The following is a 24605-nucleotide window of genomic DNA, read 5'->3' on the forward strand; positions in this document are numbered from 1 at the left end:
GCTGCAAGAATGGCGAGCGTGACCCGCGCCTCCCTGAACAAGCAGCCGCACGAAGTCGCCTCGATGTTCGACGACGTGGCGGAACGGTACGACCTGACCAACGACGTCCTCTCGCTCGGCCAGGACCGGCAGTGGCGGAAGGAGGTCGCCAGGGCGGTCGACGCGCGCCCCGCGCAGAAGATCCTGGACCTGGCGGCCGGCACGGGCACCTCCTCCCAGCCGTTCGTCCGGGCCGGTGCCTACGTCGTGCCCTGCGACTTCTCCCTGGGGATGCTCCAGGTCGGCAAGCGGCGCAACGCCTGGATGCCCTTCACCGCGGGCGACGCCACCCGGCTGCCGTTCGGAGACGACACCTTCGACGCCGTGACGATCTCCTTCGGGCTGCGCAACGTCCAGGACACCGACGCGGCCCTGCGCGAGATGTACCGGGTGACGCGGCCCGGCGGCCGGGTCGTGATCTGCGAGTTCTCGCATCCGACCTGGGCGCCCTTGCGGACCGTCTACACCGAGTACCTGATGCGCGCCCTGCCGCCGGTCGCCCGTGCGGTCTCCTCCAACCCGGACGCCTATGTCTACCTCGCCGAGTCCATCCGCGCCTGGCCCGACCAGCCCGCCCTCGCCGGACGGCTGCGGGCGGCGGGCTGGTCGAAGGTGGCCTGGCGCAACCTCACCGGCGGCATCGTCGCCCTGCACCGGGGCTTCAAGGAGGCCTGAGCCCCGGCCGGCCACTCACAGGCTGCTCACCTCGAAAGCGTCCCCGGGCCGGTCCAGCTCCCGTTGCAGCCCGCCCTGCGGCGGCCGTGGGACACGGGGCTCGCGCACGCCCCCGCCGCCCTCGCCCTCACCGAAGTCGAACCACACGTACACCATGGAGTCCCGCGGCACCTCGGCACCGGCTTGCGGGAACTGGCGTACGACGTAGTCGACGACCGTGAGAGGGAAGTCCGGCCGGTCCGGCGCGTTGAGGAACAGCCCCCGCGCCCGGGCGGTCTCGCGCGCGTCCAGGGCCATCAGTCCGACCAGTCGCGGCACGCGCACTTCGGGCGTTTTGGGTGTTATATGCACAGATGTCACCCCCAGCGGTACTGGAAGGGTAACCCCCGGGATGCGGCGGCCGGAAGCGCCAAGTGTCTTTCTGTAACAGATCGTCACTCTCTGTGATTGTGTGGCGTGCCGTCACGCAGGTCGAGCCGGAAGCACAGCGCCTCCTCCGGGAGCCGCGGGTGCGGGAACGTCTCCGCCAGTTCCATCCCGAGGCGCCTGGTGACCGCGACCGACCGCTCGTTCCCCGGCCGCACCATCGCCACCACCTCCGGCACGCCCGCCGCCCGCAGCCGCCCCAGCGTCATGTGCGCCGCCGCCGTCACATACCCCTTGCCCCAGTGCGCCCGCCCGAGCCGCCAGCCGATCTCGATCTCGCCCCTGGGCCCCCAGTCCGACGCCCACGGCTGCGCGCCGGTGAAGCCGATGACCTGTCCCGACTCGTCGGTCATCGTCCACAGGCAGAAGCCGAGCTCCGCGTCGTGCCGGCGCTGGCGGGCGGTGAGCTCCTCGTAGACGGACAGCTCCGCGGACCTCCCGCCGTAGAACTCCATGACCTCCGGGTCGTCGAAGACCCGATGCCAGGCGAACGCGTCCTCGTGCGTGGGTACACGCAGCCGTACCGCGGGGAGAGCTCGGTTCACAGGGGCAGCCCTTCAGCAGGGTGATCAGTACCGCTGAATAGACTGCCCATGTCCAGTGCCGGTCGGCACGCAGATTTCGAGCCTTGGGGAGCCCCCGCCGTGACCGAGCCCCTCTCCGAAAACACCGCCGATGTCATCGTCGTCGGCGCGGGGCCAGCCGGCTCCACGACGGCCTACCATCTCGCCAAGGCCGGCCTCGACGTCCTCCTGTTGGAGAAGACCGAGTTCCCGCGCGAGAAGGTGTGCGGCGACGGACTCACCCCGCGCGCGGTGAAGCAGTTGGTCGCCATGGGCATCGACATCTCCGAGGAGGCCGGCTGGCTGCGCAACAAGGGCCTGCGCATCATCGGCGGCGGCACCCGCCTCCAGCTCGACTGGCCGGATCTCGCCTCCTTCCCCGACTACGGCCTCGTCCGCAAGCGCGACGACTTCGACGAACAACTCGCCCGCCAGGCGCAGAAGGCGGGCGCCCGCCTCTTCGAGCGCTGCAACGTCGGCGCCCCCGTCGTCGACGACCGCACCGGCCGGATCACCGGTGTGCACGCCAAGCTCGGCGAGGAGAAGCGCGAAGTCACCTTCCACGCCCCGCTCGTCGTGGCCGCCGACGGCAACTCCACCCGGCTCTCCCTCGCGATGGGCCTGCACCGCCGCGAGGACCGCCCGATGGGCGTGGCCGTCCGGACCTACTTCACCTCCCCCCGCCATGACGACGACTACCTGGAGTCCTGGCTGGAACTCTGGGACCGCCGCGGCCCCCAGGACCGCCTGCTGCCCGGCTACGGCTGGATCTTCGGCATGGGCGACGGCACCTCCAACGTGGGTCTGGGTGTCCTGAACACCTCCGACTCCTTCAAGGAACTGGACTGGCGCGAGGTCCTCAAGGCCTGGTGCGCCTCCATGCCCGAGGACTGGGGCTACACCCCCGAGAACATGACCGGCCCGATCCGCGGTGCCGCCCTTCCCATGGCCTTCAACCGCCAGCCCCACTACACGCGCGGCCTCCTCCTCGTCGGTGACGCCGGCGGCCTGGTCAACCCGTTCAACGGCGAGGGCATCGCCTACGCCATGGAGTCCGGCCAACTCGCCGCCGACGTCATCGTCCAGGCCCACGCGCGGGCCACGGCCGGCGGGCGCGAACTGGCCCTGCAGCGCTACCCGCGCGTCCTCAAGGACACCTACGGCGGCTACTACACGCTGGGCCGCGCCTTCGTGAAGCTCATCGGCAACCCGAAGGTCATGCAGATCGCCGCCCAGCGCGGTCTGACCCACCCGCTGCTGATGAAGTTCACCCTGAAGCTCCTGGCGAACCTCACCGACCCGACCGGCGGCGACGCGATGGACCGCATCATCAACGGTCTGAGCAAGGTGGCCCCGAAGGCCTGACCGCTCTCAGGAGCCGATCGCCTCGATGTTGGCGGACCGGCGGGCGTAGACGTCCTCCCGCCGGTCCGTCACCTGCCGCAGCGCTTCCCGCCGCTCCCGCTTGGAGAGCCGGTCGAGATACACGTGCCCGTTCACATGGTCGGTCTCGTGCGCCAGGCAGCGGGCGAAATACCCCGTTCCCTCGATGGTGAGGGGATTGCCGTCCTTGTCCTGCCCGTGCACGACCGCCCGGTCCGGCCGCGGTACGTCCATCACGGCGCCCGGCACCGACAGGCACCCCTCGCTGTCGTCCAGCAGCCGCCGCCCGGCCGGGTCCTGCGCCGCCAGCACGGGGTTGACAACATGCCCGACATGCCGGACACCGTCGTCGTCCGGGCAGTCGTAGACGAACAGCCGCAGATCGACCCCGACCTGGTTCGCGGCGAGGCCGGCACCCTCGGCGACGTACATGGTGAGGAACATGTCGTCGATGAGCGCGGCGAGGTCGGGTCCGAACTCGGTGACGTCCCGGCAGGGCTTGTGCAGGACGTCCTCACCGGTCTCGGTGATCCGGCGCACCGAACCGCGCCGGGCCTCGGGGGCGTGCCGGGGGTAGTAGTCCATGGGGTTCCCCTGGACGAAGACGCGTGGCATCGCGATGTCTCCTTCTCGGATCTCGGGGCCGCCGCGCTGTGTGCGAGCGGCCTGCGTCGAGCATCCCAGGAGTCACCGGATCGCGGGCGGGCCTGTGGAAAACCCTCGTGCCGTCCTGTGGCCTGTGGGCAACGGGGGAGAAGGGCGGGCGCGCCGGAAGGGCCGCTGCCCCCGAGCGGCTGCGGCCCTACCGTGCTTGCGTAATGCCCGAGTTGTCGTTGTTGCCCGTCTTGTCAGAGCACCCGCACCGCACCGGTCGGCGGGTCGTACGACAGCGGGTGCTCACCGACGCCGCTGGAGGGGTTCTGCGCGCCGACGAACATGCCGCCACCGACGTACACCGCCACGTGGTACGCGCTGCCGGCGCTGCCCCAGTAGAGGATGTCGCCGGGCTGGAGGTTGCTCAGCGAGACCTGGGTGCCCTGCGTCGACTGGTCCTGGGAGACGCGCGGCAGGCTGACGCCGACGGACTTGAAGGCGGCCTGGACGAGACCCGAGCAGTCCCACGAGTTGGGGCCCGTGCCGCCGGAGACGTAGGCGTCGCCGATCTGCGCCTTCACGAAGGCGACCACCGCGGCGGCCGAACCGGTCGCCGTGGACGTGCTCGTGGAGGCGCTGGAGCTCGTGGCGGCGCTGAGAGTGGTCCGCTCTGCACTGCGCGAGGCGGCGCGCTCCGCGGCGGCCCTGCGGGCCTCCTCGGCCTTCTTCTTCTTGGCGTCGGCCTTCTGCTTGGCGTCGGCGAGGTCCGCCTTGGCCTGCTTCGCGGCATTCGCGGCGGCCGCGTCGCGCTCGGCCTGGAGGGTGTAGTTCGCCGCGGCCTGCTGTGTGGCGTCGGCGGACTGAGCCACCTGGGTGGCCAGATCGGCCGTCAGGGTGGGCAGTTCGAGCGTCTGCGTCACGGGTTCGGCGGCACTCGCCGAGGCCGCGCCCGCCGCTGCCATGCCGAGGACACCACCGGCAACTCCGGCGCGCACGGCGATGTTGGTCGTCGCGCTGCGGCGGGGCTTCCGGTGGTTGCGTATGTGAGCGGTGTGGGACATGGGAACAACCGGTATCAGGGGCTCCTTCATATCTACAAGAAACGTGTGCTGCGCCACAGTTGCTCAATCGAGACCGCGAATCCCTCGGATGTCTTTCTTTATTGACGCCGTAACGGACATTGCGGACGCTCGCGATCAAGCCCGTGATCACGTTCTTTCGCTGTTACGTCCGGATTGCTCCCGACCTACCATCGGTTGCGGTCGTTGGCCAAGCCCGGTTCTCAGGCGCCTCTCATCAATGTGGCGGAGGTCACGGAACGGTCACCGGGAGGGGTGCGTCTCGCGCGGGGGTCGAGCCGGCGTCGAGTCCGCCGGGGTTCGTGAACGCGTGCACGCGTCCACATCGCCTTCCGCACCTCCCTCCGACGTGTGAACGCGGCCCACTATCAAGGGGCCCGGTCCATCACCAATTTGCATGCAAAGGAACTCTCTTGATATAGAGACGCCCGCCCAAAACCCCCTCCTGTCTGCGTCAACGGTCGAAAACGTCACTTCTGGTGATCAGCCGAACGCTTCAGGTGTGAAGATCACTACTCATCCGACTTCATGATCGATCGTCAGGTGGTGGAGATCACAAAGCTTGTGTAATACCCCGTGTCGCAGATCACAGAGCGGCGGGCATAAGATGCGAGGCAGTTGGGCTTGTGACCTGCTTCACATGTTCGCGATCTTCGCCGGGACGCGCGGGGTTCGCGTGACGGACGAGGCAGGTGGGGAGCCCGATCCGAACCGCCACCAGTCAGTGCCGACTGAGAGGAGCGAGGAGCGGTGAACGCCTATGCGCCCATCCTCGTACTGGGAGCCCTCGGGGCAGGCTTTGCGATCTTCTCCGTGGTCATGGCCACGCTGATCGGTCCGAAGCGGTACAACCGCGCCAAGCTCGAAGCATACGAGTGCGGAATCGAGCCGACCCCCACGCCGGCCGGCGGCGGGCGTTTCCCGATCAAGTACTACCTGACGGCGATGCTCTTCATCGTCTTCGACATCGAGATCGTCTTCCTCTACCCCTGGGCCGTCACCTTCGACGCCCTGGGTGTTTTCGGGCTCGTGGAGATGCTGCTCTTCGTGCTCACCGTCTTCGTCGCCTACGCGTACGTCTGGCGGCGCGGCGGCCTGGAATGGGACTGAGGGGCCTTTAGACATGGGACTCGAAGAAAAGCTGCCGAGCGGATTCCTGCTGACCACCGTCGAGCAGGCCGCGGGCTGGGTACGCAAGGCGTCCGTCTTCCCCGCCACCTTCGGCCTCGCCTGCTGCGCCATCGAGATGATGACCACCGGCGCCGGCCGCTACGACCTGGCCCGCTTCGGCATGGAGGTCTTCCGCGGCTCACCCCGCCAGGCCGACCTCATGATCGTCGCCGGCCGGGTCAGCCAGAAGATGGCGCCGGTGCTCAGGCAGGTCTACGACCAGATGCCCAACCCCAAGTGGGTGATCTCCATGGGCGTCTGTGCGTCCTCGGGCGGCATGTTCAACAACTACGCGATCGTCCAGGGCGTCGACCACATCGTGCCCGTCGACATCTACCTGCCCGGCTGCCCGCCGCGCCCCGAGATGCTGATGGGCGCGATCCTCAAGCTCCACCAGAAGATCCAGACCTCCAAGCTCGGCGTCAACGCGCGGGAAGCGGCCCAGGAGGCGGAGGAGGCGGCGCTCAAGGCCCTGCCCACGATCGAGATGAAGGGGCTGCTGCGGTGAGCGACGCGAACGGCCACAACGGCGTCAACCCGGAGAAGGACCTGGCCGCCGACAACCTCCCGGGACAGCGCGGCCAGGGCGGTGAGGAGATCCGCGTCCAGCGCGGCATGTTCGGCGCCAACAACGGCGGCGACACCTCCGGCTACGGCGGTCTGGTCCGCTCGGTCCGGCTCCCGGGACCGGCGGCCCGCCCCTACGGCGGCTGGTTCGACGAGGTCGCCGACGAGCTGGAGGGCGCCCTGGAGGAACAAGGACTCCTCCCCGAGAACGCCATCGAGAAGACGGTCGTCGACCGCGGCGAGCTCACCTTCCACATCGAGCGCGAGCACCTGCCGCGCGTCGCCCGCACCCTGCGCGACGACCCGGCCCTGCGCTTCGAGCTGTGCACCGGCGTCAGCGGTGTCCACTACCTCCACGACAAGGGCCGCGAGCTGCACGCCGTCTACCACCTGCGCTCGATCACCCACAACCGGCTGATCCGGCTGGAGGTAAGCGCCCCGGACGCCGACCCGCACATCCCGTCCCTGGTCTCCGTCTACCCGACCAACGACTGGCACGAGCGCGAGACCTACGACTTCTTCGGGATCGTCTTCGACGGTCACCCGGCCCTGACGCGGATCATGATGCCGGACGACTGGCAGGGCCATCCGCAGCGCAAGGACTACCCCCTCGGCGGCATCCCCGTCGAGTACAAGGGCGCCCAGATCCCGGCTCCGGACCAGCGGAGGTCGTACTCATGAGCACGCAGCACGCAACTCCGCGGGAGACCACCGAGGGCACCGTCTACACGGTCACCGGTGGCGACTGGGACGAGATCGTCCAGTCCGCGGCCCGCGCCGACGACGAACGCATCGTCGTCAACATGGGTCCCCAGCATCCGTCCACCCATGGGGTGCTCCGCCTCATCCTGGAGATCGACGGCGAGACGGTCACCGAGGCCCGCTGCGGCATCGGCTATCTCCACACCGGCATCGAGAAGAACCTCGAGTTCCGCACGTGGACGCAGGGCACCACCTTCGTGACGCGCATGGACTACCTGACGTCCTTCTTCAACGAGACCGCCTACTGTCTCGCCGTCGAGAAGCTCCTCGGCATCGAGGATCAGATCAGCGAGCGCGCCAAGATCATCCGGGTGCTCCTGATGGAGCTGAACCGGCTCTCCTCCCACCTGGTGTGCATCGCCACCGGTGGCATGGAACTCGGCGCCACCACGATCATGATCTACGGCTTCCGTGATCGTGAAATGATTCTCGATCTCTACGAACTCATCACCGGCCTGCGGATGAACCACGCGTACATCCGCCCCGGCGGCCTCGCCCAGGACCTGCCGCCCGGCGCGGTCGACCAGATCCGCGAGTTCGTGAAGAAGATGCGCAAGAACCTCCCGGAGTACGACAAGCTCGCCACCGGGAACCCCATCTTCAAGGCCCGCATGCAGGACATCGGCTACCTGGACCTGGCGGGCTGCATGGCCCTCGGCGCCACCGGCCCGATCCTGCGCTCCGCCGGCCTGCCGCACGACCTGCGCAAGGCCCAGCCGTACTGCGGCTACGAGACGTACGACTTCGAGATCCCGACCGCCGACACCTGCGACGCCTACGGCCGCTTCCTGGTCCGCCTGGAGGAGATGCGCCAGTCGCTCGGGATCGTCGAGCAGTGCCTGGACCGGCTCCAGCCGGGGCCGGTCATGGTCGCCGACAAGAAGATCGCCTGGCCCGCCCAGCTCGCCCTCGGGCCGGACGGACTCGGCAACTCCCTCGACCACATCAAGAAGATCATGGGCACCTCCATGGAGGCCCTGATCCACCACTTCAAGCTGGTCACCGAGGGCTTCCGGGTCCCGCCCGGGCAGGTCTACGCGGCCGTCGAGTCGCCCAAGGGCGAGCTCGGCGTGCACGCCGTCTCCGACGGCGGCACCCGACCCTACCGGGTCCACTTCCGTGACCCGTCCTTCACCAACCTGCAGGCCATGGCGGCGATGTGCGAGGGCGGCCAGGTCGCCGACGTCATCGTTGCCGTCGCGTCCATCGACCCCGTGATGGGAGGCGTCGACCGGTGACCACCTCTTCCTCGGAGCGCGGAGTCAGCCTGGGCATGCCCGAGCTGCCCGCGCCCGCCTATCCGGACGACGTCCGGGCCCGCCTGGAGGCGGACGCGCGCGACATCGTCGCCCGCTACCCCGACTCCCGGTCCGCCCTGCTGCCGCTGCTGCATCTCGTACAGGCGGAGGAGGGCCACGTCACCCGCACCGGGATGCAGTTCTGCGCGGACGTCCTGGACCTGACCACGGCCGAGGTCACCGCGGTCGCCACCTTCTACACCATGTACCGGCGCAAGCCCTCCGGCGACTACCAGGTCGGCGTCTGCACCAACACGCTGTGCGCGGTCATGGGCGGCGACGCGATCTTCGAGACCCTCCAGGAGCACCTCGGCGTCGGCAACGGCGAGACCACCGGCGACGGCAAGGTCACCCTGGAGCACATCGAGTGCAACGCGGCCTGCGACTTCGCGCCCGTCGTGATGGTCAACTGGGAGTTCTTCGACAACCAGACCCCGGCCAGCGCGAAGCGCCTGGTCGACGACCTGCGCGCGGGCCGGGACGTCGAGCCCACGCGCGGTGCCCGGCTGTGCACCTTCAAGGAGACCGCGCGGATCCTGGCCGGCTTCCCCGACGAGCGGCCCGGAGCCGTCGAGGAGAGCGGGAGTGCGGGACCCGCGTCGCTGACGGGCCTCCGCCTGGCAAGGGGCGAGGCCGCACCCGCGCGCGTGGTCCATCCGCGCGGAGGTCCGCAGGAGGCGCAGGGCCGGCAGGACCGGCCGGTGCACGAGCCGTCGCCGGCCGAGCACCTCAGTTCCCATGACGCACCGCAGGAGACCTCGGCCTCCGACCCGTCGCACCCGGCAGGGCCTGCCGCCGAGGAGGGGGAGTGATGACGGTGGTACCCGACCTCAAGGACACCAGCCCCGAGAAGCTGCTCGCACCCGTGCTGTCGGCCTTCTGGGACGAGGACCGGTCCTGGACGCTCGACGTCTACCGGAGGCACGAAGGATACGAGGGGCTCCGCAAGGCGCTCGCCATGTCACCGGACGACCTGATCGCCTACGTCAAGGAGTCCGGGCTGCGCGGCCGCGGCGGCGCGGGATTCCCCACCGGGATGAAGTGGCAGTTCATCCCGCAGGGAGACGGCAAACCGCACTATCTGGTTGTCAACGCCGACGAATCGGAGCCCGGGACCTGCAAGGACATCCCGCTCCTGTTCGCCAACCCGCACAGCCTCATCGAGGGCATCGTGATCGCGTGCTACGCCATCCGGTCGTCGCATGCCTTCATCTATCTGCGTGGTGAGGTCGTCCCCGTCCTGCGGCGGTTGCACGAGGCCGTGCGCGAGGCCTACGCGGCCGGCTACCTCGGCGAGAACATCCTCGGCAGCGGACTCGACCTGCAACTCACCGTGCACGCCGGCGCCGGCGCGTACATCTGCGGTGAGGAGACCGCACTGCTCGACTCGCTCGAAGGCCGCCGCGGCCAACCGCGGCTGCGTCCCCCCTTCCCGGCTGTCGAAGGGCTCTACGCCTGCCCGACTGTTGTGAACAACGTCGAGTCCATCGCCTCGGTTCCCGCCATCCTCAAGAACGGCAAGGAATGGTTCAGGTCGATGGGGAGCGAGAAGTCACCCGGCTTCACGCTCTACTCCCTCAGCGGCCATGTCGTGAGCCCAGGACAGTACGAGGCACCGCTCGGCATCACCCTGCGCCAGCTCCTCGACATGAGCGGCGGGATGCGCCCCGGCCACCGCCTGAAGTTCTGGACCCCGGGCGGCTCCTCGACGCCGATGTTCACCGAGGAGCACCTCGACGTCCCTCTCGACTACGAAGGAGTGGGCGCCGCGGGTTCCATGCTCGGCACGAAAGCACTCCAGTGCTTCGACGAGACCACCTGCGTCGTCCGCGCCGTCACCCGCTGGACCGAGTTCTACGCCCACGAGTCCTGCGGCAAGTGCACCCCCTGCCGTGAAGGCACCTACTGGCTCGTGCAGCTGCTGCGCGACATCGAGGCCGGCAAGGGCGTCATGTCCGACCTCGACAAACTCAACGACATCGCCGACAACATCAACGGCAAGGCCTTCTGTGCCCTCGGCGACGGCGCGGCGTCCCCCATCTTCTCCTCGCTGAAGTACTTCCGCGAGGAGTACGAACAGCACATCACGGGCCGGGGCTGCCCCTTCGACCCGGCCAAGTCGACGGCCTGGGCGGACCGCCCGGAGGTGAACGCATGACCGTGACCACGAGTTCCCCCTCGTCGGGGGGAGCGGCGGTCCCGCCGCAGGACCTCGTCACGCTGACGATCGACGGCATCGAGATCAGCGTGCCCAAGGGCACCCTGGTCATCCGCGCCGCCGAACAACTCGGCATCGAGATCCCGCGCTTCTGCGACCACCCCCTGCTGGACCCGGTCGGGGCCTGCCGGCAGTGCATCGTCGAGGTCGAGGGCCAGCGCAAGCCCATGGCGTCCTGCACGATCACGTGTACGGACGGCATGGTGGTGAAGACTCAGCTCACCTCACCCGTGGCCGAGAAGGCGCAGCACGGCATTATGGAGATGCTGCTCATCAACCACCCGCTGGACTGCCCGGTCTGCGACAAGGGCGGCGAGTGCCCGCTGCAGAACCAGGCGATGTCGCACGGCAACGCCGAGTCCCGCTTCGACGGCAGGAAGCGCACCTACGAGAAGCCCGTGCCGATCTCCACCCAGGTGCTCCTCGACCGCGAGCGCTGCGTGCTGTGCGCGCGCTGCACCCGGTTCTCCAACCAGGTCGCCGGCGACCCGATGATCGAGCTCCTGGAGCGCGGCGCGCTGCAGCAGGTCGGCATCGGCGAAGGCGACCCGTTCGAGTCGTACTTCTCCGGGAACACCATCCAGATCTGCCCGGTCGGCGCGCTGACCTCGGCGGCGTACCGCTTCCGCTCCCGCCCCTTCGACCTGGTCTCCTCGCCGTCCGTGTGCGAGCACTGCTCGGGCGGCTGCGCCACCCGCACCGACCACCGGCGCGGCAAGGTCATGCGGCGGCTCGCCGCCAACGACCCCGAGGTCAACGAGGAGTGGATCTGCGACAAGGGACGCTTCGCGTTCCGGTACGCGCAGCAGAAGGACCGCCTGGAGACCCCGCTGGTCCGAGGCGAGCAGGGCGTGCTCGAACCCGCCTCCTGGCCGGAGGCCCTCGAAGCGGCCGCGCGGGGACTGGCCGCCGCCCGCTCCCGGGCCGGCGTCCTCACCGGCGGCCGGCTCACCGTCGAGGACGCCTACGCGTACAGCAAGTTCGCGCGCGTGGCCCTGGACACCAACGACATCGACTTCCGCGCGCGCGTGCACAGCGGCGAGGAGGCCGACTTCCTGGCCGCCCGGATCGCCGGGCGCGGCCACGACCTCGATGGCCACGGGGTCACCTACACCTCTCTGGAGAAGGCGCCGGCCGTCCTGCTCGTCGGGTTCGAGTCGGAGGAGGAGGCACCCGGCGTCTTCCTGCGGCTGCGCAAGGCCTGGCGCAAGCGCAAGCAGCGGGTGTTCTCCGTGGCCACGTTCCCCACCCGCGGGCTGGAGAAGGCGGGCGGCACGCTGCTGCCGGCCGCTCCCGGCACCGAGACCGAGTGGCTTGACGCCCTCGCGAGCGGCGTCGGCCTGGAGGAGCCCGGCACCCAGGCCGCCGAGGCGCTGCGCGCCGACGGCGCGGTGATCGTCGTAGGGGAGCGGCTGGCGTCGGTCGTCGGCGGTCTCACCGCCGCCGTACGGGCCGCCACCGCCACCGGCGCCCAGCTGATGTGGATCCCGCGCCGGGCCGGTGAGCGGGGCGCGATCGAGGCGGGTGCGCTGCCGTCGCTGCTGCCGGGCGGCCGTCCGGCCACCGACCCGCGCGCGCGTGCGGAGGTCGCCGCCGCCTGGGGCGTCTCGGAACTCCCGCTCCGCTACGGCCGCGACACCGGCCAGATCGTCGAGGCCGCCGCCCGCGGCGAACTCTCCGCCCTGCTGGTCGCCGGCGTCGAGGTGGCCGACCTGCCCGATCCGGCAGGCGCGCGTGCGGCACTCGAAGCCGTCGGCTTCCTGGTCTCGCTGGAGCTGCGGCCCAGTGAGGTCACCGAACACGCCGACGTCGTCCTGCCGGTCGCCGCGGTCGCCGAGAAGGCCGGCACCTTCCTCAACTGGGAAGGCCGGGCCCGTCTGTTCGAGGCCGCTCTCAAGCCGGACCAGATGACCCGGCGGCTCCCGCCCACCGACGCGCGCGTGCTGCAGATGCTCGCCGACGCCATGGACGTCCACCTCGGCCTGCCCGACCTGCGCACCGCGCGGGCGGAGCTGGACCGGCTCGGCGCCTGGGACGGGGCGAGGGCCGCCGAGCCGCGGGAGACGGCGGAACCGCTGCCACGGCCGGCGGCCGGGGAGGCGGTGCTCGCCGGGCACCGGCTCCTCCTCGACCAAGGTGTCCTCCAGGAGGGCGACGAGGCGCTGGCAGGCACCCGGCACGCCGCCCACGCGCGCGTGTCCGCGGCGACCGCCGCCGAGGCGGGCGTCGAGAACGGCGGCCTCATCGCCGTCACCGGGGGCTCCGGCACCGTCGAACTCCCGGTCCGGATCACCGAGATGCCCGACCGGGTGGTCTGGCTCCCGCTGAACTCGGTCGGCGGCGGCGTCGCCTCCGACACCGGAGCCCTGCCCGGCTCCCTCGTCCGCATCGGCCCGGCGGCCACCGCCGGTGAGGCACCCAAGGAGGTGGAGGCATGAGGCTGTACCTCGCCGCCGAAGACCTCTCCATGTTCGGCCGTGATCCCTGGTGGCTGGTCGTCCTCAAGGCGGTCTTCTGCTTCGCCTTCCTGATGGTGACCGTGCTGATCTCCATCGTCATGGAGCGCAAGGTCGTCGCCTGGATGCAGCTGCGCGTCGGCCCCAACCGGCACGGCCCCTGGGGCATGCTCCAGTCGCTCGCCGACGGCATCAAACTGATGCTGAAGGAAGACCTCGTCGTCAAACGCGCCGACAAGGCCGTCTACGTGCTCGCGCCGATCGTCGCGGCGATCCCGGCGTTCATGGCCATCGCGGTCATCCCGTTCGGCCCGGCCGACAACGAGATCTCCATCTTCGGCCACCGCACCACGATGCAGCTCACCGACCTGCCGATCGCGATGCTCTACATCCTCGCGGTCGCCTCCGTCGGCATCTACGGCATCGTCCTCGCCGGCTGGAGCTCCGGCTCCACCTACCCGCTCCTCGGCGGCCTGCGCTCCTGTGCCCAGATGATCTCCTACGAGATCGCCATGGGCGCCGCGTTCGCCTCCGTGTTCCTCTACTCCGGCTCGATGTCGACGTCCACGATCGTCGACCAGCAACAGGGGCGCTGGTACATCCTGCTGCTGCCGGTCTCGTTCATCCTCTACGTCGTCACCATGATCGGCGAGACCAACCGCGCGCCCTTCGACATGCCCGAGTCCGAGGGCGACCTGGTCGGCGGCTTCAACACGGAGTACTCGTCGATCAAGTTCGCGATGTTCATGCTCGCCGAGTACGTCAACATGGTGACCGTCTCGGCCGTGTCGACCACCCTGTTCCTCGGCGGCTGGCGGGCCCCGTGGCCGATCAGCACCGTCTGGGCGGGCGCCAACCACGGCTGGTGGCCGATGCTCTGGTTCGTCGCCAAGGTCGTCCTGCTGCTGTTCGGCTTCGTCTGGGTGCGCGGCACACTCCCGCGCGTGCGCTACGACCAGCTGATGAAGCTCGGCTGGAAGGTCCTCATCCCGGTCTCCGTCGTCTGGCTGATGCTCGTCGCGACCGTCCGGACGCTGCGCAACCAGAACTACGACTTCGCCGACATCGCCCTCTACGTCGGCGGCGGAGTCCTCGCCCTGCTGCTCCTGTCCTTCGTCGTCGACATCCTCCGCGACAAGGGCAAGGAGGCCCCGCAGCCCGACGCCGAGCCGGCCGCGTTCGACCCGATGGCGGGTGGCTTCCCCGTACCGCCGCTGCCCGGACAGGAACTGCCGCCGGTGCCCCGGCGCAGCCCCCGCCGGGAGCGGGAGCTGATTGTCAGTGGCGGGCCGGACACTGTCAGTGACGGATCTACGGATGGAAAGGAGGCGTCCGATGGCTGAGGAGCCCAAGGAGACCAAGCCCGGTTTCCAGAATCCCGTGGCCGGCTTCGGCGTGACCTTCAAGGCCATGTTCAAGAAGCGGCTGACCGAGCAGTACCCGGAGCAGAAGAAGACCACGGCCCCGCGGTTCCACGGACGGCACCAGCTCAACCGCCATCCGGACGGCCTGGAGAAGTGCGTCGGCTGCGAGCTGTGCGCCTGGGCCTGCCCCGCCGACGCCATCTACGTCGAGGGCGCCGACAACACCGACGAGGAGCGTTACTCGCCGGGCGAGCGCTACGGCCGCGTCTACCAGATCAACTACGCCCGCTGCATCCTGTGCGGCCTGTGCATCGAAGCGTGCCCCACGCGCGCGCTCACGATGACCAACGAGTTCGAACTGGCCGACAGCAGCCGCGCGAACCTCATCTACACCAAGGAACAGCTCCTCGCCGGTCTCGAAGAGGGCATGGTCGACACCCCGCACTCGATCTTCCCGGGGACCGACGAACAGGACTACTACCGGGGCCTGGTCACCGAGGCCGCGCCCGGGACCGTACGCCAGGTGGCCGTCTCCAAGGGCGAGAAGCCCGAGGAGCAGGAGCGGGAGGTGGACGCATGAGCCAGCAGTTCGCCGCCTACGCCACCTCCACCGGCGAGGCCTTCCAGTTCTGGGTCCTCGGCACCGTCGCCGTGATCGGCGCCCTGTCCACCGTCTTCATGAAGCGGGCCGTGCACAGCGCGCTGTCTCTGGCCGGAACCATGATCGTCCTGGCGGTGTTCTACCTCGCCAACGGCGCCTACTTCCTGGGAATCGTGCAGATCGTCGTCTACACCGGCGCGATCATGATGCTGTTCCTCTTCGTGGTGATGCTGGTCGGCGTGACCGCCGCGGATTCCCTGAAGGAGACCATCAAGGGCCAGCGCTGGCTGGCTCTTCTCTGCGGAGTCGGCTTCGGCGTCCTGCTGTTCGCGGGCATCGCCAACGCCTCCCTGAAGAACTTCGACGGCACCGGCCAGGCCAACGCCAACGGCAACGTGCAGGGCCTGGCCGCCCTGATCTTCACCAAGTACGTCTTCGCCTTCGAAATCACCGGCGCGCTGCTCATCACCGCCGCCGTCGGCGCGATGGTGCTCACCCACCGGGAGCGCACCGAACGCCCCAAGACCCAGCGGGAGCAGTCCGAACAGCGCGTCCGCGAGGGCAAGCACCTGCCGCCGCTGCCGGCCCCCGGCGTCTACGCCCGGCACAACGCCGTGGACATCGCCGGCCTGCTCCCCGACGGCACCCCGTCCGAGCTCACCGTCAGCAAGACGCTCCGCGACCGCGGCCAGCTCCGTGACGTGTCCGCGCAGGCGCTGGGCGACCTGCGGGCCCTGGAACAGCGCTCCGAGGAACGGCTGGAGCGGACCCCCGTCGAGCCCGCGAACCTCAAGCGCGGCGAGGAGGCGTCGAAGTGAATCCTGTCTACTACCTCTATCTCGCCGCCCTGTTGTTCACGATCGGCGCCACCGGTGTGCTGATCAGACGGAACGCGATCGTCGTGTTCATGTGCATCGAGCTGATGCTGAACGCCTGCAACCTCGCGTTCGTCGTCTTCTCCCGGATGCACGGCAATCTCGACGGCCAGATCATCGCGTTCTTCACGATGGTCGTCGCCGCCGCGGAGGTCGTGGTCGGGCTCGCGATCATCGTGTCGCTGTTCCGTACCCGCCACTCGGCCTCGGTCGACGACGCCAGCCTGATGAAGCTGTAAGGGGTCGCTGAATCGTGGAGAACCTGATTGCGCTGCTGATCGCGGCGCCTCTGCTCGGAGCGGCCGTCCTGCTGGTCGGCGGCCGCCGTCTGGACGCCGTGGGCCACTGGATCGGCACACTCCTGTCGACGACGTCCTTCGTGTTCGGCGTGATCCTCTTCGCCGACCTGCTCGGCAGGAACGCCGACGACCGCACCCTGATGCAGCACCTGTTCACCTGGGTCCCGGTGGCCGGCTTCCAGGCGGACGTCACCTTCCGCCTCGACCAGTTGTCGATGACGTTCGTCCTGCTGATCACCGGCGTCGGCTCACTCATCCACCTGTACTCGGTCGGGTACATGGAGCATGACGAGCGCCGCCGTCGCTTCTTCGGTTACCTCAACCTGTTCCTCGCGGCGATGCTGCTGCTCGTCCTCGCCGACAACTACCTGCTGCTCTACGTCGGCTGGGAGGGCGTCGGCCTCGCCTCCTACCTGCTGATCGGTTTCTGGCAGCACAAGCCCAGCGCGGCGACGGCGGCCAAGAAGGCCTTCATCGTCAACCGCGTCGGCGACATGGGGCTGTCGATCGCGATCATGCTGATGTTCACGACGTTCGGCACGTTCGCCTTCGGCCCGGTCCTCAGCCACGCCACCGACGCCTCCGAGGGCAGGCTCACCGCGATCGGCCTGATGCTGCTGCTGGCCGCCTGCGGCAAGTCCGCCCAGGTACCGCTGCAGTCCTGGCTCGGCGACGCCATGGAAGGCCCCACCCCGGTCTCGGCCCTCATCCACGCGGCGACCATGGTGACCGCCGGCGTCTACCTCATCGTCCGCTCCGGAGCCGTCTTCAACGCGGCCCCCGACGCACAGCTCGTCGTCACCGTCGTCGGCGCCGTCACCCTCCTCTTCGGTGCGATCGTCGGTTGCGCGAAGGACGACATCAAGAAGGCCCTCGCCGGCTCGACCATGTCGCAGATCGGCTACATGGTGCTCGCGGCCGGCCTCGGCCCGATCGGCTACGTCTTCGCGATCATGCACCTGGTGACGCACGGCTTCTTCAAGGCCGGCCTGTTCCTCGGCGCCGGCTCCGTCATGCACGGCATGAACGACGAGGTCGACATGCGCAGGTACGGCGGCCTGCGCAAGTACATGCCGGTCACGTTCGTCACCTTCGGCCTCGGCTACCTCGCCATCATCGGCTTCCCGGGCCTGTCCGGCTTCTTCTCCAAGGACAAGATCATCGAGGCGGCGTTCGCCAAGGGCGGCACCGAGGGCTGGATCCTCGGCACCTGCGCCCTGCTCGGCGCGGCCATCACCGCCTTCTACATGACGCGCGTGATGCTGATGACCTTCTTCGGCGAGGAACGCTGGCGCAACCAGCCCACCCGGTCCCCGGAGGCCCCCAGCGCGGAACCCGCCGCCGAACACCGCGGCGAGCACGCGGAACCGCACCCGCACGAGTCCCCGAAGGTCATGACCATCCCGATGATCGCCCTGGCGATCGGCTCGGTCTTCGCCGGCGGCTTCTTCAGCATCGGAGACCGCTTCCTGCACTGGCTGGAGCCGATCACCGGGCACAGCGAGGGCGACTCCCCGCTCAGCGCGGGCGCGGTCACCGGCGCCACCATGGTCTGCCTGGTCATCGGCGTCGGCATCGCCTACCTGCAGTACGGCCGCCGTCCCGTCCCCGCCGTCGCCCCGCGCGGTTCGCTGCTCACCCGCGCGGCCCGCCGCGACCTCCTCCAGGACGACTTCAACCACGTCGTCCTGGTCCGCGGCGGCGAACACCTCACCCGCTCCCTGGTGTATGTCGATCACACCCTGGTCGACGGCGTCGTCAACGGCACGGCGGCCGGCTTCGGCGGGCTCTCCGGCCGGCTGCGCAGACTGCAGAACGGCTACGCGCGCTCCTACGCGGTCTCGATGTTCGGCGGCGCTGCCCTCCTGGTCGCCGCGACCCTGCTGATGAGGGCGGTCTGATACCGATGTCCTTTCCCCTGCTGACAGCGACGGCGGTCCTCCCGGCCGCCGGGGCGGTCGCCACGGCCGCCGTACCGGCCGCCCGGCGCACCGCCGCCAAATGGCTCGCGCTGCTGGTCTCGCTCGCCACGCTCGTCCTGGCGATCGTCGTCATGGTCCGCTTCGACCCCGGCGGCGCCCGCTACCAGCTCACCGAATCCCACGCCTGGATCGCGGACTTCGGAGTCAGGTACGAGCTGGGTGTCGACGGCATCGCGGTCGCCCTGCTCGCGCTGACCGCCCTGCTGATCCCGTTCATCATCCTGGCGGGCTGGCACGACGCCGACCCCCTGGAGACCGGCAGCAAGCGGTGGCGGCCCACCCAGGGCTTCTTCGCCCTGATCCTGGCCGTCGAGGCGATGGTGATCATCTCCTTCGAGGCCACCGACGTCTTCCTCTTCTACATCTTCTTCGAAGCCATGCTCATCCCGATGTACTTCCTCATCGGCGGCTTCGGGGACCGCGCCCACGCGCAGGGCGAAGAAGCGGCGTCGACGCAACGGTCGTACGCCGCCGTGAAGTTCCTCCTCTACAACCTGGTCGGCGGCCTGATCATGCTGGCCGCGGTGATCGGCCTGTACACCGTCGCCGGGAACTTCTCGCTCACCGAGATCGCGCAGGCCCGCGCGAACGGCACGCTGCACATGGCCACCAGCACCGAACGCTGGCTCTTCCTCGGTTTCTTCTTCGCCTTCGCGGTGAAGGCGCCGCTGTGGCCGCTGCACACCTGGCTGCCCAACGCCATGCAGGAGTCCACCGCCCCCGTCGCCGTTCTCATCACCGCGGTCGTCGACAAGGTGGGCACGTTCGCGATGCTCCGCTTCTGCCTCCAGCTCTTCCCGGAGGCCTCGAAGTGGGCGACGCCCACCATCCTGGTCCTCGCCCTGATCAGCATCATCTACGGGGCACTGCTCGCCGTCGGGCAGCGCGACATCAAGCGTCTGGTCGCCTACGCGTCCATCTCGCACTTCGGGTTCATCATCCTGGGCATCTTCGCGATGACCAGCCAGGGCCAGTCCGGCGCCACCCTCTACATGGTCAACCACGGCATCTCCACCGCCGCGCTGATGCTGGTCGCCGGCTTCCTGATCTCCCGGCGCGGCTCGCGGCTCATCGCCGACTACGGCGGTGTGCAGAAGGTCGCCCCGGTGCTCGCCGGCACCTTCCTGATCGGCAGCCTGGCCACCCTGTCCCTGCCCGGCCTCGCCCCCTTCGTGAGCGAGTTCCTCGTCCTGGTCGGCACGTTCACGCGCTACCCGGCGATCGGGATCATCGCCACCTTCGGCATCGTCCTCGCCGCGCTCTACACCCTCGTCCTCTACCAGCGGACGATGACGGGCCCGGTGAAACCGGCGGTCTCCGCGATGCCCGACCTGAAGGCGCGCGAACTCGTCGTGGTCGCCCCGCTGATCGTCCTGCTGATCTTCCTGGGCGTCTATCCGAAGCCCGTCACTGACATCGTCAACCCGGCGGTCAATCAGACCATGTCGGACGTACACAAGACCGACCCCAAGCCAGCAGTGGAGGCGGCCAAGTGAGCGCAGCAGCCGTCCACAGCCTGTGGACAACCGCGGCCGAACCGATCTCGAAGATCGACGCGCCGAAGATCGAATACGGGCAGTTGTCGCCCACCCTGATCGTCATCGGCGCGGCGATCGTCGGCGTGCTGGTCGAGGCGTTCGTCCCGCGCAAGTCCCGCTACTACGCGCAGGTGTTCGTCTCCGCAGTCGCCCTGTGCGCCGCCTTCGCGGCGGTCGTCGCCCTGGCCGCAGGCGGATACGGCACCACCAAGGCACACATCGCCGCCATGGGCGCCATCGCCGTCGACGGACCGTCCCTGTTCCTCCAGGGAACGATCCTGCTCGCCGGCCTCGTCGGCCTGTTCACCTTCGCCGAACGCCGCCTCGACCCCGCCGCCCACGGCAACCGGGTCGACTCCTTCGCCGCCCAGGCCGCCTCCGTGCCCGGCAGCGACAGCGAGCAGGCTGCGGTGAAGGCCGGCTTCACCACCACCGAGGTCTTCCCGCTCCTGCTCTTCGCCATCTCCGGGATGCTGGTCTTCCCCTCGGCCAACGACCTGCTGACGCTCTTCGTGGCCCTGGAGGTCTTCTCCCTCCCGCTCTACCTGATGTGCGCCCTGGCCCGGCGCAAGCGCCTCATGTCCCAGGAAGCCGCCGTCAAGTACTTCCTGCTCGGGGCCTTCGCCTCCGCGTTCACCCTGTTCGGCATCGCCATGCTCTACGGCTACGCCGGCTCGGTGTCGTACGCCACCATCGCCCAGGTCGTCGACGGCACCGTCACCAACGTCGACCCGGCCCTCGCCAACACCATGGGCAACGACGCGCTGCTCCTGATCGGCGCCGCCATGGTCGTCATGGGCCTGCTCTTCAAGGTCGGCGCCGTCCCCTTCCACATGTGGACACCCGACGTCTACCAGGGCGCGCCCACCCCGGTCACCGGCTTCATGGCCGCCGCCACCAAGGTCGCCGCCTTCGGCGCCCTGCTGCGGCTGCTCTACGTGGTCCTGCCCGGCATGCGCTGGGACTGGCGGCCGGTCATGTGGGGCGTCGCCATCATCACCATGCTGGGCGGCGCGATCGTCGCGATCACCCAGACCGACATCAAGCGGCTCCTGGCGTACTCGTCGATCGCGCACGCCGGCTTCATCCTCGCCGGTGTCATCGCGACGTCGAAGGACGGCGTGTCGTCGGTTCTCTTCTACCTGGCCGCGTACTCCTTCGTGACCATCGGCGCGTTCGCCGTGGTCACCCTGGTCCGCGACGCGGGCGGCGAGGCGACCCACCTGTCCAAGTGGGCAGGGCTCGGCCGCCGCTCGCCACTCGTGGCCGCCGTCTTCGCCGTGTTCCTGCTCGCCTTCGCGGGCATCCCGCTGACCTCCGGCTTCGCAGGGAAGTTCGCGGTGTTCAAGGCGGCGGCCGAGGGCGGGGCGGTCCCGCTGGTCGTGATCGGTGTGATCTCGTCGGCGATCGCCGCGTTCTTCTACATCCGCGTGATCGTGCTCATGTTCTTCAGCGAGCCGAGCCCCGAGGGACCGACGGTCGCCGTGCCGTCACCGCTCACCATGGCGGCCATCGGCCTCGGCGTGGCGGTCACCCTGGTCCTCGGTGTGGCACCGCAGTACTTCCTGAACCTCGCCAGCCAGGCGGGAGTGTTCGTGCGCTGACACACGCCGTACGGCCCCGGGCCCCGGTTCCTCGCAGCGGGAGCCGGGGCCCACGCGCGCGTACGCGGCCCCGGACCCCCTTGCCCGGCCCAGGGGCAGGGGCAGGGTCCGGCACGCTACGAGCACGCCACCGTCGGGTTCCACGGCGCGAACAGGCCCCTCGGATTCTCCTTCCAGATCCAGGCGCGCAACGTGTACACAGGCCCCTGGACACCGGGAACCGTCATCGGGCCCTGGAACGACTGCCCGAACAACGTGGGCGGGGTGCCGCCGCTGTCCGCCCGCACAATCCACTCCACCCCGACCAGGGCACGCCCGCCGCCGGCGTCGGTCTCGTAGAGGAGACCCGCGGGCTCGGCCGGGTCCAGACTGCCGAGGCCGGCGGCCTTGACGTAGTGGTAGCCCGCGCCTCCCTGGCTGGTCCGGTCGCAGGTGTCGGCCCGTGCGTACCCGTCCGTGACCGCGAACGGCTCGTACTGGTAGTCCGCCGTCGCCGTGTACGTCGGGGTCAGATCCGTCCACACGAACGGGTCGGGATCAGGGACCGGAACCGCGTCGGCGGGCACCGCGGCCAGAGCGAACGGCACGGCCACCGCCAGAGCGGCGCCGGCAGTGCGGGACGTGAGAGACATCCTGATGCTCCTTGGGGCGGAAGAGGCACGCGAACGCGGCGCCTCCGTACAGCGCGGGCCTCCCCGGTCCCGCCCGTGCAGCATGGCCCGCGCCGGTTCCGGGCCGCCACGCGAAGACCGCCAAAGGACTGAACACCGCCGAGGGACCGAGGACACCCCGGACGGGGGAGTCCCGCGCTCACAGCACCCTCCCGGGCGGTAAGCCTGTGGATAACTCCGGCGCTGTCGGTCCGGACCCCTATCGTGGAGGCAGTGGTCGAGGGACGACGTACGGGGGACACGACGATGGGTGGGACAGGCGGAACCGACGAGATGCCAGGGACGACCGAGACGCCGGAGGCGCCACAGGCGCACGGACCGGCGGACAGCGAGGCACTGGCCACGCTGCACCGGGTCTTCGGGTACGACGCCTTCCGGGGCGAGCAAGAAGCGATCATCGAACATGTGGTGGCGGGCGGCGACGCCGTCGTCCTGATGCCGACCGGCGGCGGAAAATCGCTGTGCTACCAGATTCCCGCCCTGGTCAGACCCGGTACGGGCGTCGTGGTCTCACCACTCATCGCCCTCATGCAGGACCAGGTGGACGCCCTGCGCGCGCTCGGCGTCAACGCCGGGTTCATCAACTCCACGCAGGACTTCGACGAGCGGCGCGTGGTCGAGGCCCAGTTCCTCGCGGGCGAAATCGACCTGCTGTACCTCGCCCCTGAGCGGCTCCGCCTGGACTCCACCCTCGACCTGCTCGCCCGTGGCAAGATCGCTGTCTTCGCCATCGACGAGGCGCACTGCGTCTCCCAGTGGGGCCACGACTTCCGCCCCGACTACCTCGCCCTCTCCCTGCTCGGCGAGCGCTGGCCCGACGTCCCGCGCATCGCGCTCACGGCCACCGCCACCCACGCCACCCATCAGGAGATCACCCAGCGGCTGCACATGCCGGCGGCCCGGCACTTCGTGGCCAGCTTCGACCGGCCCAACATCCAGTACCGGATCGTCCCCAAGGCCGACCCCAAGAAACAGCTCCTCACCTTCCTCCGCCAGGAACACGAGGGCGACGCGGGCATCGTCTACTGCCTCTCCCGCAAGTCCGTCGAGGCCACGGCCGAATTCCTGACCCGCAACGGCATCGACGCCGTCCCCTACCACGCCGGCCTCGACGCGGGCACCCGCGCCGCCCACCAGTCCCGCTTCCTGCGCGAGGACGGCCTGGTCGTCGTCGCCACCATCGCCTTCGGCATGGGCATCGACAAACCCGACGTCCGCTTCGTCGCCCACCTCGACCTGCCCAAATCCGTCGAGGGTTACTACCAGGAGACCGGCCGCGCCGGCCGCGACAGCCTGCCCTCCACCGCCTGGATGGCGTACGGCCTCAACGACGTCATACAGCAGCGCAAACTCATCCAGTCCGGTGAAGGAGACGAGGCATTCCGGCGCCGTGCACAGGCCCACCTCGACTCCATGCTCGCCCTGTGCGAGACCGCCCAGTGCCGCCGCGGACAACTCCTCAACTACTTCGGTCAGGACCCCGACCCGGCGGGCTGCGGCAACTGCGACACCTGCCTCACCCCGCCCGAGACCTGGGACGGCACCGTCGCCGCCCAGAAGGTCCTCTCCACCGTCGTACGACTTCAGCGCGAACGCGGGCAGAAGTTCGGCGCCGTCCAGATCGTCGACATCCTGCTCGGCAAGCGCACCGCCAAGGTCATACAGTTCGATCACGACCAGCTGTCCGTCTTCGGCATCGGCACCGACCTCGACGAAGGCGAATGGCGAGGCGTCGTCCGGCAACTGCTTGCCCAGGGGCTGCTCGCGGTCGAGGGCGAGTACGGCACCCTCGTGCTCACCGAGGCCAGCGGGTCGGTACTGCGGCAAGAGCGGGAGGTCCCGCTGCGCAAGGAGCCGAAGAAGCCGGCGGTCTCGCGCGCGTCCGGGAGCTCCGGTTCCTCCGCTTCCGCCGGCAGGAGCAAGGCGAAGGCAGCTGTGGCGGAGCTGCCCGAGGAACTGCTCCCCGCCTTCGAGGCCTTGCGCGCCTGGCGTGCCGAGCAGGCCCGCGAACAGGGCGTACCCGCGTACGTGATCTTCCACGACGCCACCCTCCGGGAGATCGTCGGCCGGTGGCCCGAGTCCATCGCCGAACTCGCCACCGTCGGCGGCGTCGGTGAGAAGAAGCTCATGACGTACGGAGAGGGCGTGCTCGGGGCGCTGGCCGCCCTGAAGACGCTGGCTGCCCTGAAGACGCCGGCTGCCCTGGCTCCCGCGGGACCGGGGACCGGGGACGAGGACCACTGGCCCGAGATGGACGCGGAGCCGGAACCGGAGGACTGGGCATAGGGCGGTAGCGGGCCTGCGGGGGCGGTGAGACACGGCTGCGCCTCTGCCGTCCCCTTTCGGTTCTCCGTCCGGCGACAACGTCAAAGACAACGAAGGCAACAGCATCTCGATCCGCGCTGTGGCGTACGGCCTTCCGCGTACCCGGGCAGTGCGCC

The 24605-nt window shown here is 69.4% G+C and carries 22 protein-coding genes; 17 read left to right on the forward strand and 5 right to left on the reverse strand.

Features of this window, described 5'->3' with window-relative positions; all coding sequences use genetic code 11:
* Window positions 1-18: 18 nt before the first annotated feature.
* Window positions 19-714 carry a demethylmenaquinone methyltransferase gene (locus LQ326_RS07280; RefSeq protein WP_234533907.1) on the forward strand — a complete coding sequence of 232 codons (696 nt, stop codon included), beginning with the start codon at window positions 19-21 and terminating at the stop codon, window positions 712-714.
* Between the two features lie 15 nt (window positions 715-729).
* On the opposite strand, the gene LQ326_RS07285 is transcribed toward LQ326_RS07280, so the two are convergent.
* Both LQ326_RS07285 and LQ326_RS07290 read right to left on the reverse strand, forming a co-directional pair.
* Window positions 730-1038, reverse strand: a complete 309-nt coding sequence (locus LQ326_RS07285; RefSeq protein WP_234533911.1) for a PASTA domain-containing protein — start codon at window positions 1036-1038, stop codon at window positions 730-732.
* A gap of 110 nt (window positions 1039-1148) precedes the next feature.
* Entirely contained in the window at window positions 1149-1685 is a 537-nt protein-coding gene (locus tag LQ326_RS07290; protein ID WP_234533913.1) for a GNAT family N-acetyltransferase, read from the reverse strand.
* Window positions 1686-1733: 48 nt separating this feature from the next.
* Here LQ326_RS07290 and LQ326_RS07295 point away from each other — a divergent pair, with 48 nt between their 5' ends.
* Window positions 1734-3068, forward strand: coding sequence for a geranylgeranyl reductase family protein (locus tag LQ326_RS07295; protein WP_234533916.1), 1335 nt, complete (start codon window positions 1734-1736; stop codon window positions 3066-3068).
* A gap of 6 nt (window positions 3069-3074) precedes the next feature.
* Here the strand turns inward: LQ326_RS07295 and def are convergent, their stop codons facing one another.
* Together def and LQ326_RS07305 are read right to left on the reverse strand one after the other, a co-directional pair.
* Window positions 3075-3701 (reverse strand): peptide deformylase, encoded by a 627-nt coding sequence (def, locus tag LQ326_RS07300; RefSeq protein WP_234533917.1) that lies wholly within the window; start codon window positions 3699-3701, stop codon window positions 3075-3077.
* Between the two features lie 233 nt (window positions 3702-3934).
* Window positions 3935-4741, reverse strand: a complete 807-nt coding sequence (locus LQ326_RS07305; protein WP_234533919.1) for a C40 family peptidase — start codon at window positions 4739-4741, stop codon at window positions 3935-3937.
* Window positions 4742-5509: 768 nt separating this feature from the next.
* On the opposite strand from LQ326_RS07305, the gene LQ326_RS07310 reads away from it, so the two are divergent.
* Genes LQ326_RS07310 through nuoN form a run of 14 tightly spaced genes read left to right on the forward strand, consistent with a single transcriptional unit; the run spans window position 5510 to window position 21493 of the window.
* Entirely contained in the window at window positions 5510-5869 is a 360-nt protein-coding gene (locus LQ326_RS07310) for an NADH-quinone oxidoreductase subunit A (protein ID WP_007383963.1), read from the forward strand.
* A gap of 13 nt (window positions 5870-5882) precedes the next feature.
* The gene (locus LQ326_RS07315) at window positions 5883-6437 is read left to right on the forward strand and encodes a NuoB/complex I 20 kDa subunit family protein (protein ID WP_234533921.1); all 555 of its coding nucleotides are present in this window, start codon (window positions 5883-5885) and stop codon (window positions 6435-6437) included.
* Entirely contained in the window at window positions 6434-7177 is a 744-nt protein-coding gene (locus LQ326_RS07320; RefSeq protein WP_234533923.1) for an NADH-quinone oxidoreductase subunit C, read from the forward strand. Before LQ326_RS07315 ends, LQ326_RS07320 begins: the two co-directional genes overlap by 4 nt.
* Window positions 7174-8496 carry an NADH-quinone oxidoreductase subunit D gene (locus LQ326_RS07325; protein WP_234533925.1) on the forward strand — a complete coding sequence of 441 codons (1323 nt, stop codon included), beginning with the start codon at window positions 7174-7176 and terminating at the stop codon, window positions 8494-8496. The genes LQ326_RS07320 and LQ326_RS07325 overlap by 4 nt, the downstream gene beginning before the upstream one ends.
* The gene (gene nuoE, locus LQ326_RS07330; protein ID WP_234533927.1) at window positions 8493-9368 is read left to right on the forward strand and encodes an NADH-quinone oxidoreductase subunit NuoE; all 876 of its coding nucleotides are present in this window, start codon (window positions 8493-8495) and stop codon (window positions 9366-9368) included. The genes LQ326_RS07325 and nuoE overlap by 4 nt, the downstream gene beginning before the upstream one ends.
* On the forward strand, window positions 9368-10714 hold the full coding sequence (gene nuoF, locus LQ326_RS07335) for an NADH-quinone oxidoreductase subunit NuoF (RefSeq protein WP_268206763.1): 1347 nt from the start codon (window positions 9368-9370) through the stop codon (window positions 10712-10714). The genes nuoE and nuoF overlap by 1 nt, the downstream gene beginning before the upstream one ends.
* Complete coding sequence (locus tag LQ326_RS07340; RefSeq protein ID WP_234533931.1) at window positions 10711-13212, forward strand: NADH-quinone oxidoreductase subunit G; 2502 nt, start codon at window positions 10711-10713, stop codon at window positions 13210-13212. Before nuoF ends, LQ326_RS07340 begins: the two co-directional genes overlap by 4 nt.
* The gene (gene nuoH / locus LQ326_RS07345; protein WP_234533934.1) at window positions 13209-14573 is read left to right on the forward strand and encodes an NADH-quinone oxidoreductase subunit NuoH; all 1365 of its coding nucleotides are present in this window, start codon (window positions 13209-13211) and stop codon (window positions 14571-14573) included. The genes LQ326_RS07340 and nuoH overlap by 4 nt, the downstream gene beginning before the upstream one ends.
* On the forward strand, window positions 14566-15174 hold the full coding sequence (nuoI, locus tag LQ326_RS07350; protein ID WP_234533935.1) for an NADH-quinone oxidoreductase subunit NuoI: 609 nt from the start codon (window positions 14566-14568) through the stop codon (window positions 15172-15174). Before nuoH ends, nuoI begins: the two co-directional genes overlap by 8 nt.
* Window positions 15171-16013 (forward strand): NADH-quinone oxidoreductase subunit J, encoded by an 843-nt coding sequence (locus LQ326_RS07355; protein WP_234533937.1) that lies wholly within the window; start codon window positions 15171-15173, stop codon window positions 16011-16013. Before nuoI ends, LQ326_RS07355 begins: the two co-directional genes overlap by 4 nt.
* Window positions 16010-16309, forward strand: a complete 300-nt coding sequence (nuoK, locus tag LQ326_RS07360) for an NADH-quinone oxidoreductase subunit NuoK (RefSeq protein ID WP_046726439.1) — start codon at window positions 16010-16012, stop codon at window positions 16307-16309. Before LQ326_RS07355 ends, nuoK begins: the two co-directional genes overlap by 4 nt.
* Window positions 16310-16323: 14 nt before the next feature.
* Window positions 16324-18270, forward strand: a complete 1947-nt coding sequence (nuoL, locus tag LQ326_RS07365) for an NADH-quinone oxidoreductase subunit L (RefSeq protein WP_234533939.1) — start codon at window positions 16324-16326, stop codon at window positions 18268-18270.
* Between the two features lie 5 nt (window positions 18271-18275).
* Window positions 18276-19847 (forward strand): NADH-quinone oxidoreductase subunit M, encoded by a 1572-nt coding sequence (locus LQ326_RS07370; RefSeq protein WP_234533941.1) that lies wholly within the window; start codon window positions 18276-18278, stop codon window positions 19845-19847.
* Window positions 19844-21493 carry an NADH-quinone oxidoreductase subunit NuoN gene (gene nuoN / locus LQ326_RS07375; RefSeq protein WP_234533943.1) on the forward strand — a complete coding sequence of 550 codons (1650 nt, stop codon included), beginning with the start codon at window positions 19844-19846 and terminating at the stop codon, window positions 21491-21493. Before LQ326_RS07370 ends, nuoN begins: the two co-directional genes overlap by 4 nt.
* A gap of 116 nt (window positions 21494-21609) precedes the next feature.
* On the opposite strand, the gene LQ326_RS07380 is transcribed toward nuoN, so the two are convergent.
* Window positions 21610-22125 (reverse strand): hypothetical protein, encoded by a 516-nt coding sequence (locus tag LQ326_RS07380; protein WP_234533944.1) that lies wholly within the window; start codon window positions 22123-22125, stop codon window positions 21610-21612.
* Window positions 22126-22410: 285 nt separating this feature from the next.
* On the opposite strand from LQ326_RS07380, the gene recQ reads away from it, so the two are divergent.
* Window positions 22411-24450, forward strand: a complete 2040-nt coding sequence (recQ, locus tag LQ326_RS07385; protein ID WP_372496770.1) for a DNA helicase RecQ — start codon at window positions 22411-22413, stop codon at window positions 24448-24450.
* The last annotated feature ends 155 nt before the right edge of the window (window positions 24451-24605 follow it).

This window comes from Streptomyces shenzhenensis (assembly GCF_021462265.1).
Classification (GTDB): Bacteria; Actinomycetota; Actinomycetes; order Streptomycetales; family Streptomycetaceae; genus Streptomyces; species Streptomyces shenzhenensis.

Excerpts from the sequence above, each read along its gene's own strand:
- LQ326_RS07295 (WP_234533916.1), top strand. The coding sequence starts at position 1,734 with ATGTCCAGTGCCGGTCGGCACGCAGATTTCGAGCCTTGGGGAGCCCCC.
- def (WP_234533917.1), bottom strand. The coding sequence starts at position 3,701 with ATGCCACGCGTCTTCGTCCAGGGGAACCCCATGGACTACTACCCCCGG.
- LQ326_RS07305 (WP_234533919.1), bottom strand. The coding sequence starts at position 4,741 with ATGTCCCACACCGCTCACATACGCAACCACCGGAAGCCCCGCCGCAGC.
- LQ326_RS07315 (WP_234533921.1), top strand. The coding sequence starts at position 5,883 with ATGGGACTCGAAGAAAAGCTGCCGAGCGGATTCCTGCTGACCACCGTC.
- LQ326_RS07325 (WP_234533925.1), top strand. The coding sequence starts at position 7,174 with ATGAGCACGCAGCACGCAACTCCGCGGGAGACCACCGAGGGCACCGTC.
- nuoF (WP_268206763.1), top strand. The coding sequence starts at position 9,368 with ATGACGGTGGTACCCGACCTCAAGGACACCAGCCCCGAGAAGCTGCTC.
- LQ326_RS07340 (WP_234533931.1), top strand. The coding sequence starts at position 10,711 with ATGACCGTGACCACGAGTTCCCCCTCGTCGGGGGGAGCGGCGGTCCCG.
- nuoH (WP_234533934.1), top strand. The coding sequence starts at position 13,209 with ATGAGGCTGTACCTCGCCGCCGAAGACCTCTCCATGTTCGGCCGTGAT.
- nuoI (WP_234533935.1), top strand. The coding sequence starts at position 14,566 with ATGGCTGAGGAGCCCAAGGAGACCAAGCCCGGTTTCCAGAATCCCGTG.
- LQ326_RS07355 (WP_234533937.1), top strand. The coding sequence starts at position 15,171 with ATGAGCCAGCAGTTCGCCGCCTACGCCACCTCCACCGGCGAGGCCTTC.
- LQ326_RS07370 (WP_234533941.1), top strand. The coding sequence starts at position 18,276 with ATGTCCTTTCCCCTGCTGACAGCGACGGCGGTCCTCCCGGCCGCCGGG.
- LQ326_RS07380 (WP_234533944.1), bottom strand. The coding sequence starts at position 22,125 with ATGTCTCTCACGTCCCGCACTGCCGGCGCCGCTCTGGCGGTGGCCGTG.
- recQ (WP_372496770.1), top strand. The coding sequence starts at position 22,411 with ATGGGTGGGACAGGCGGAACCGACGAGATGCCAGGGACGACCGAGACG.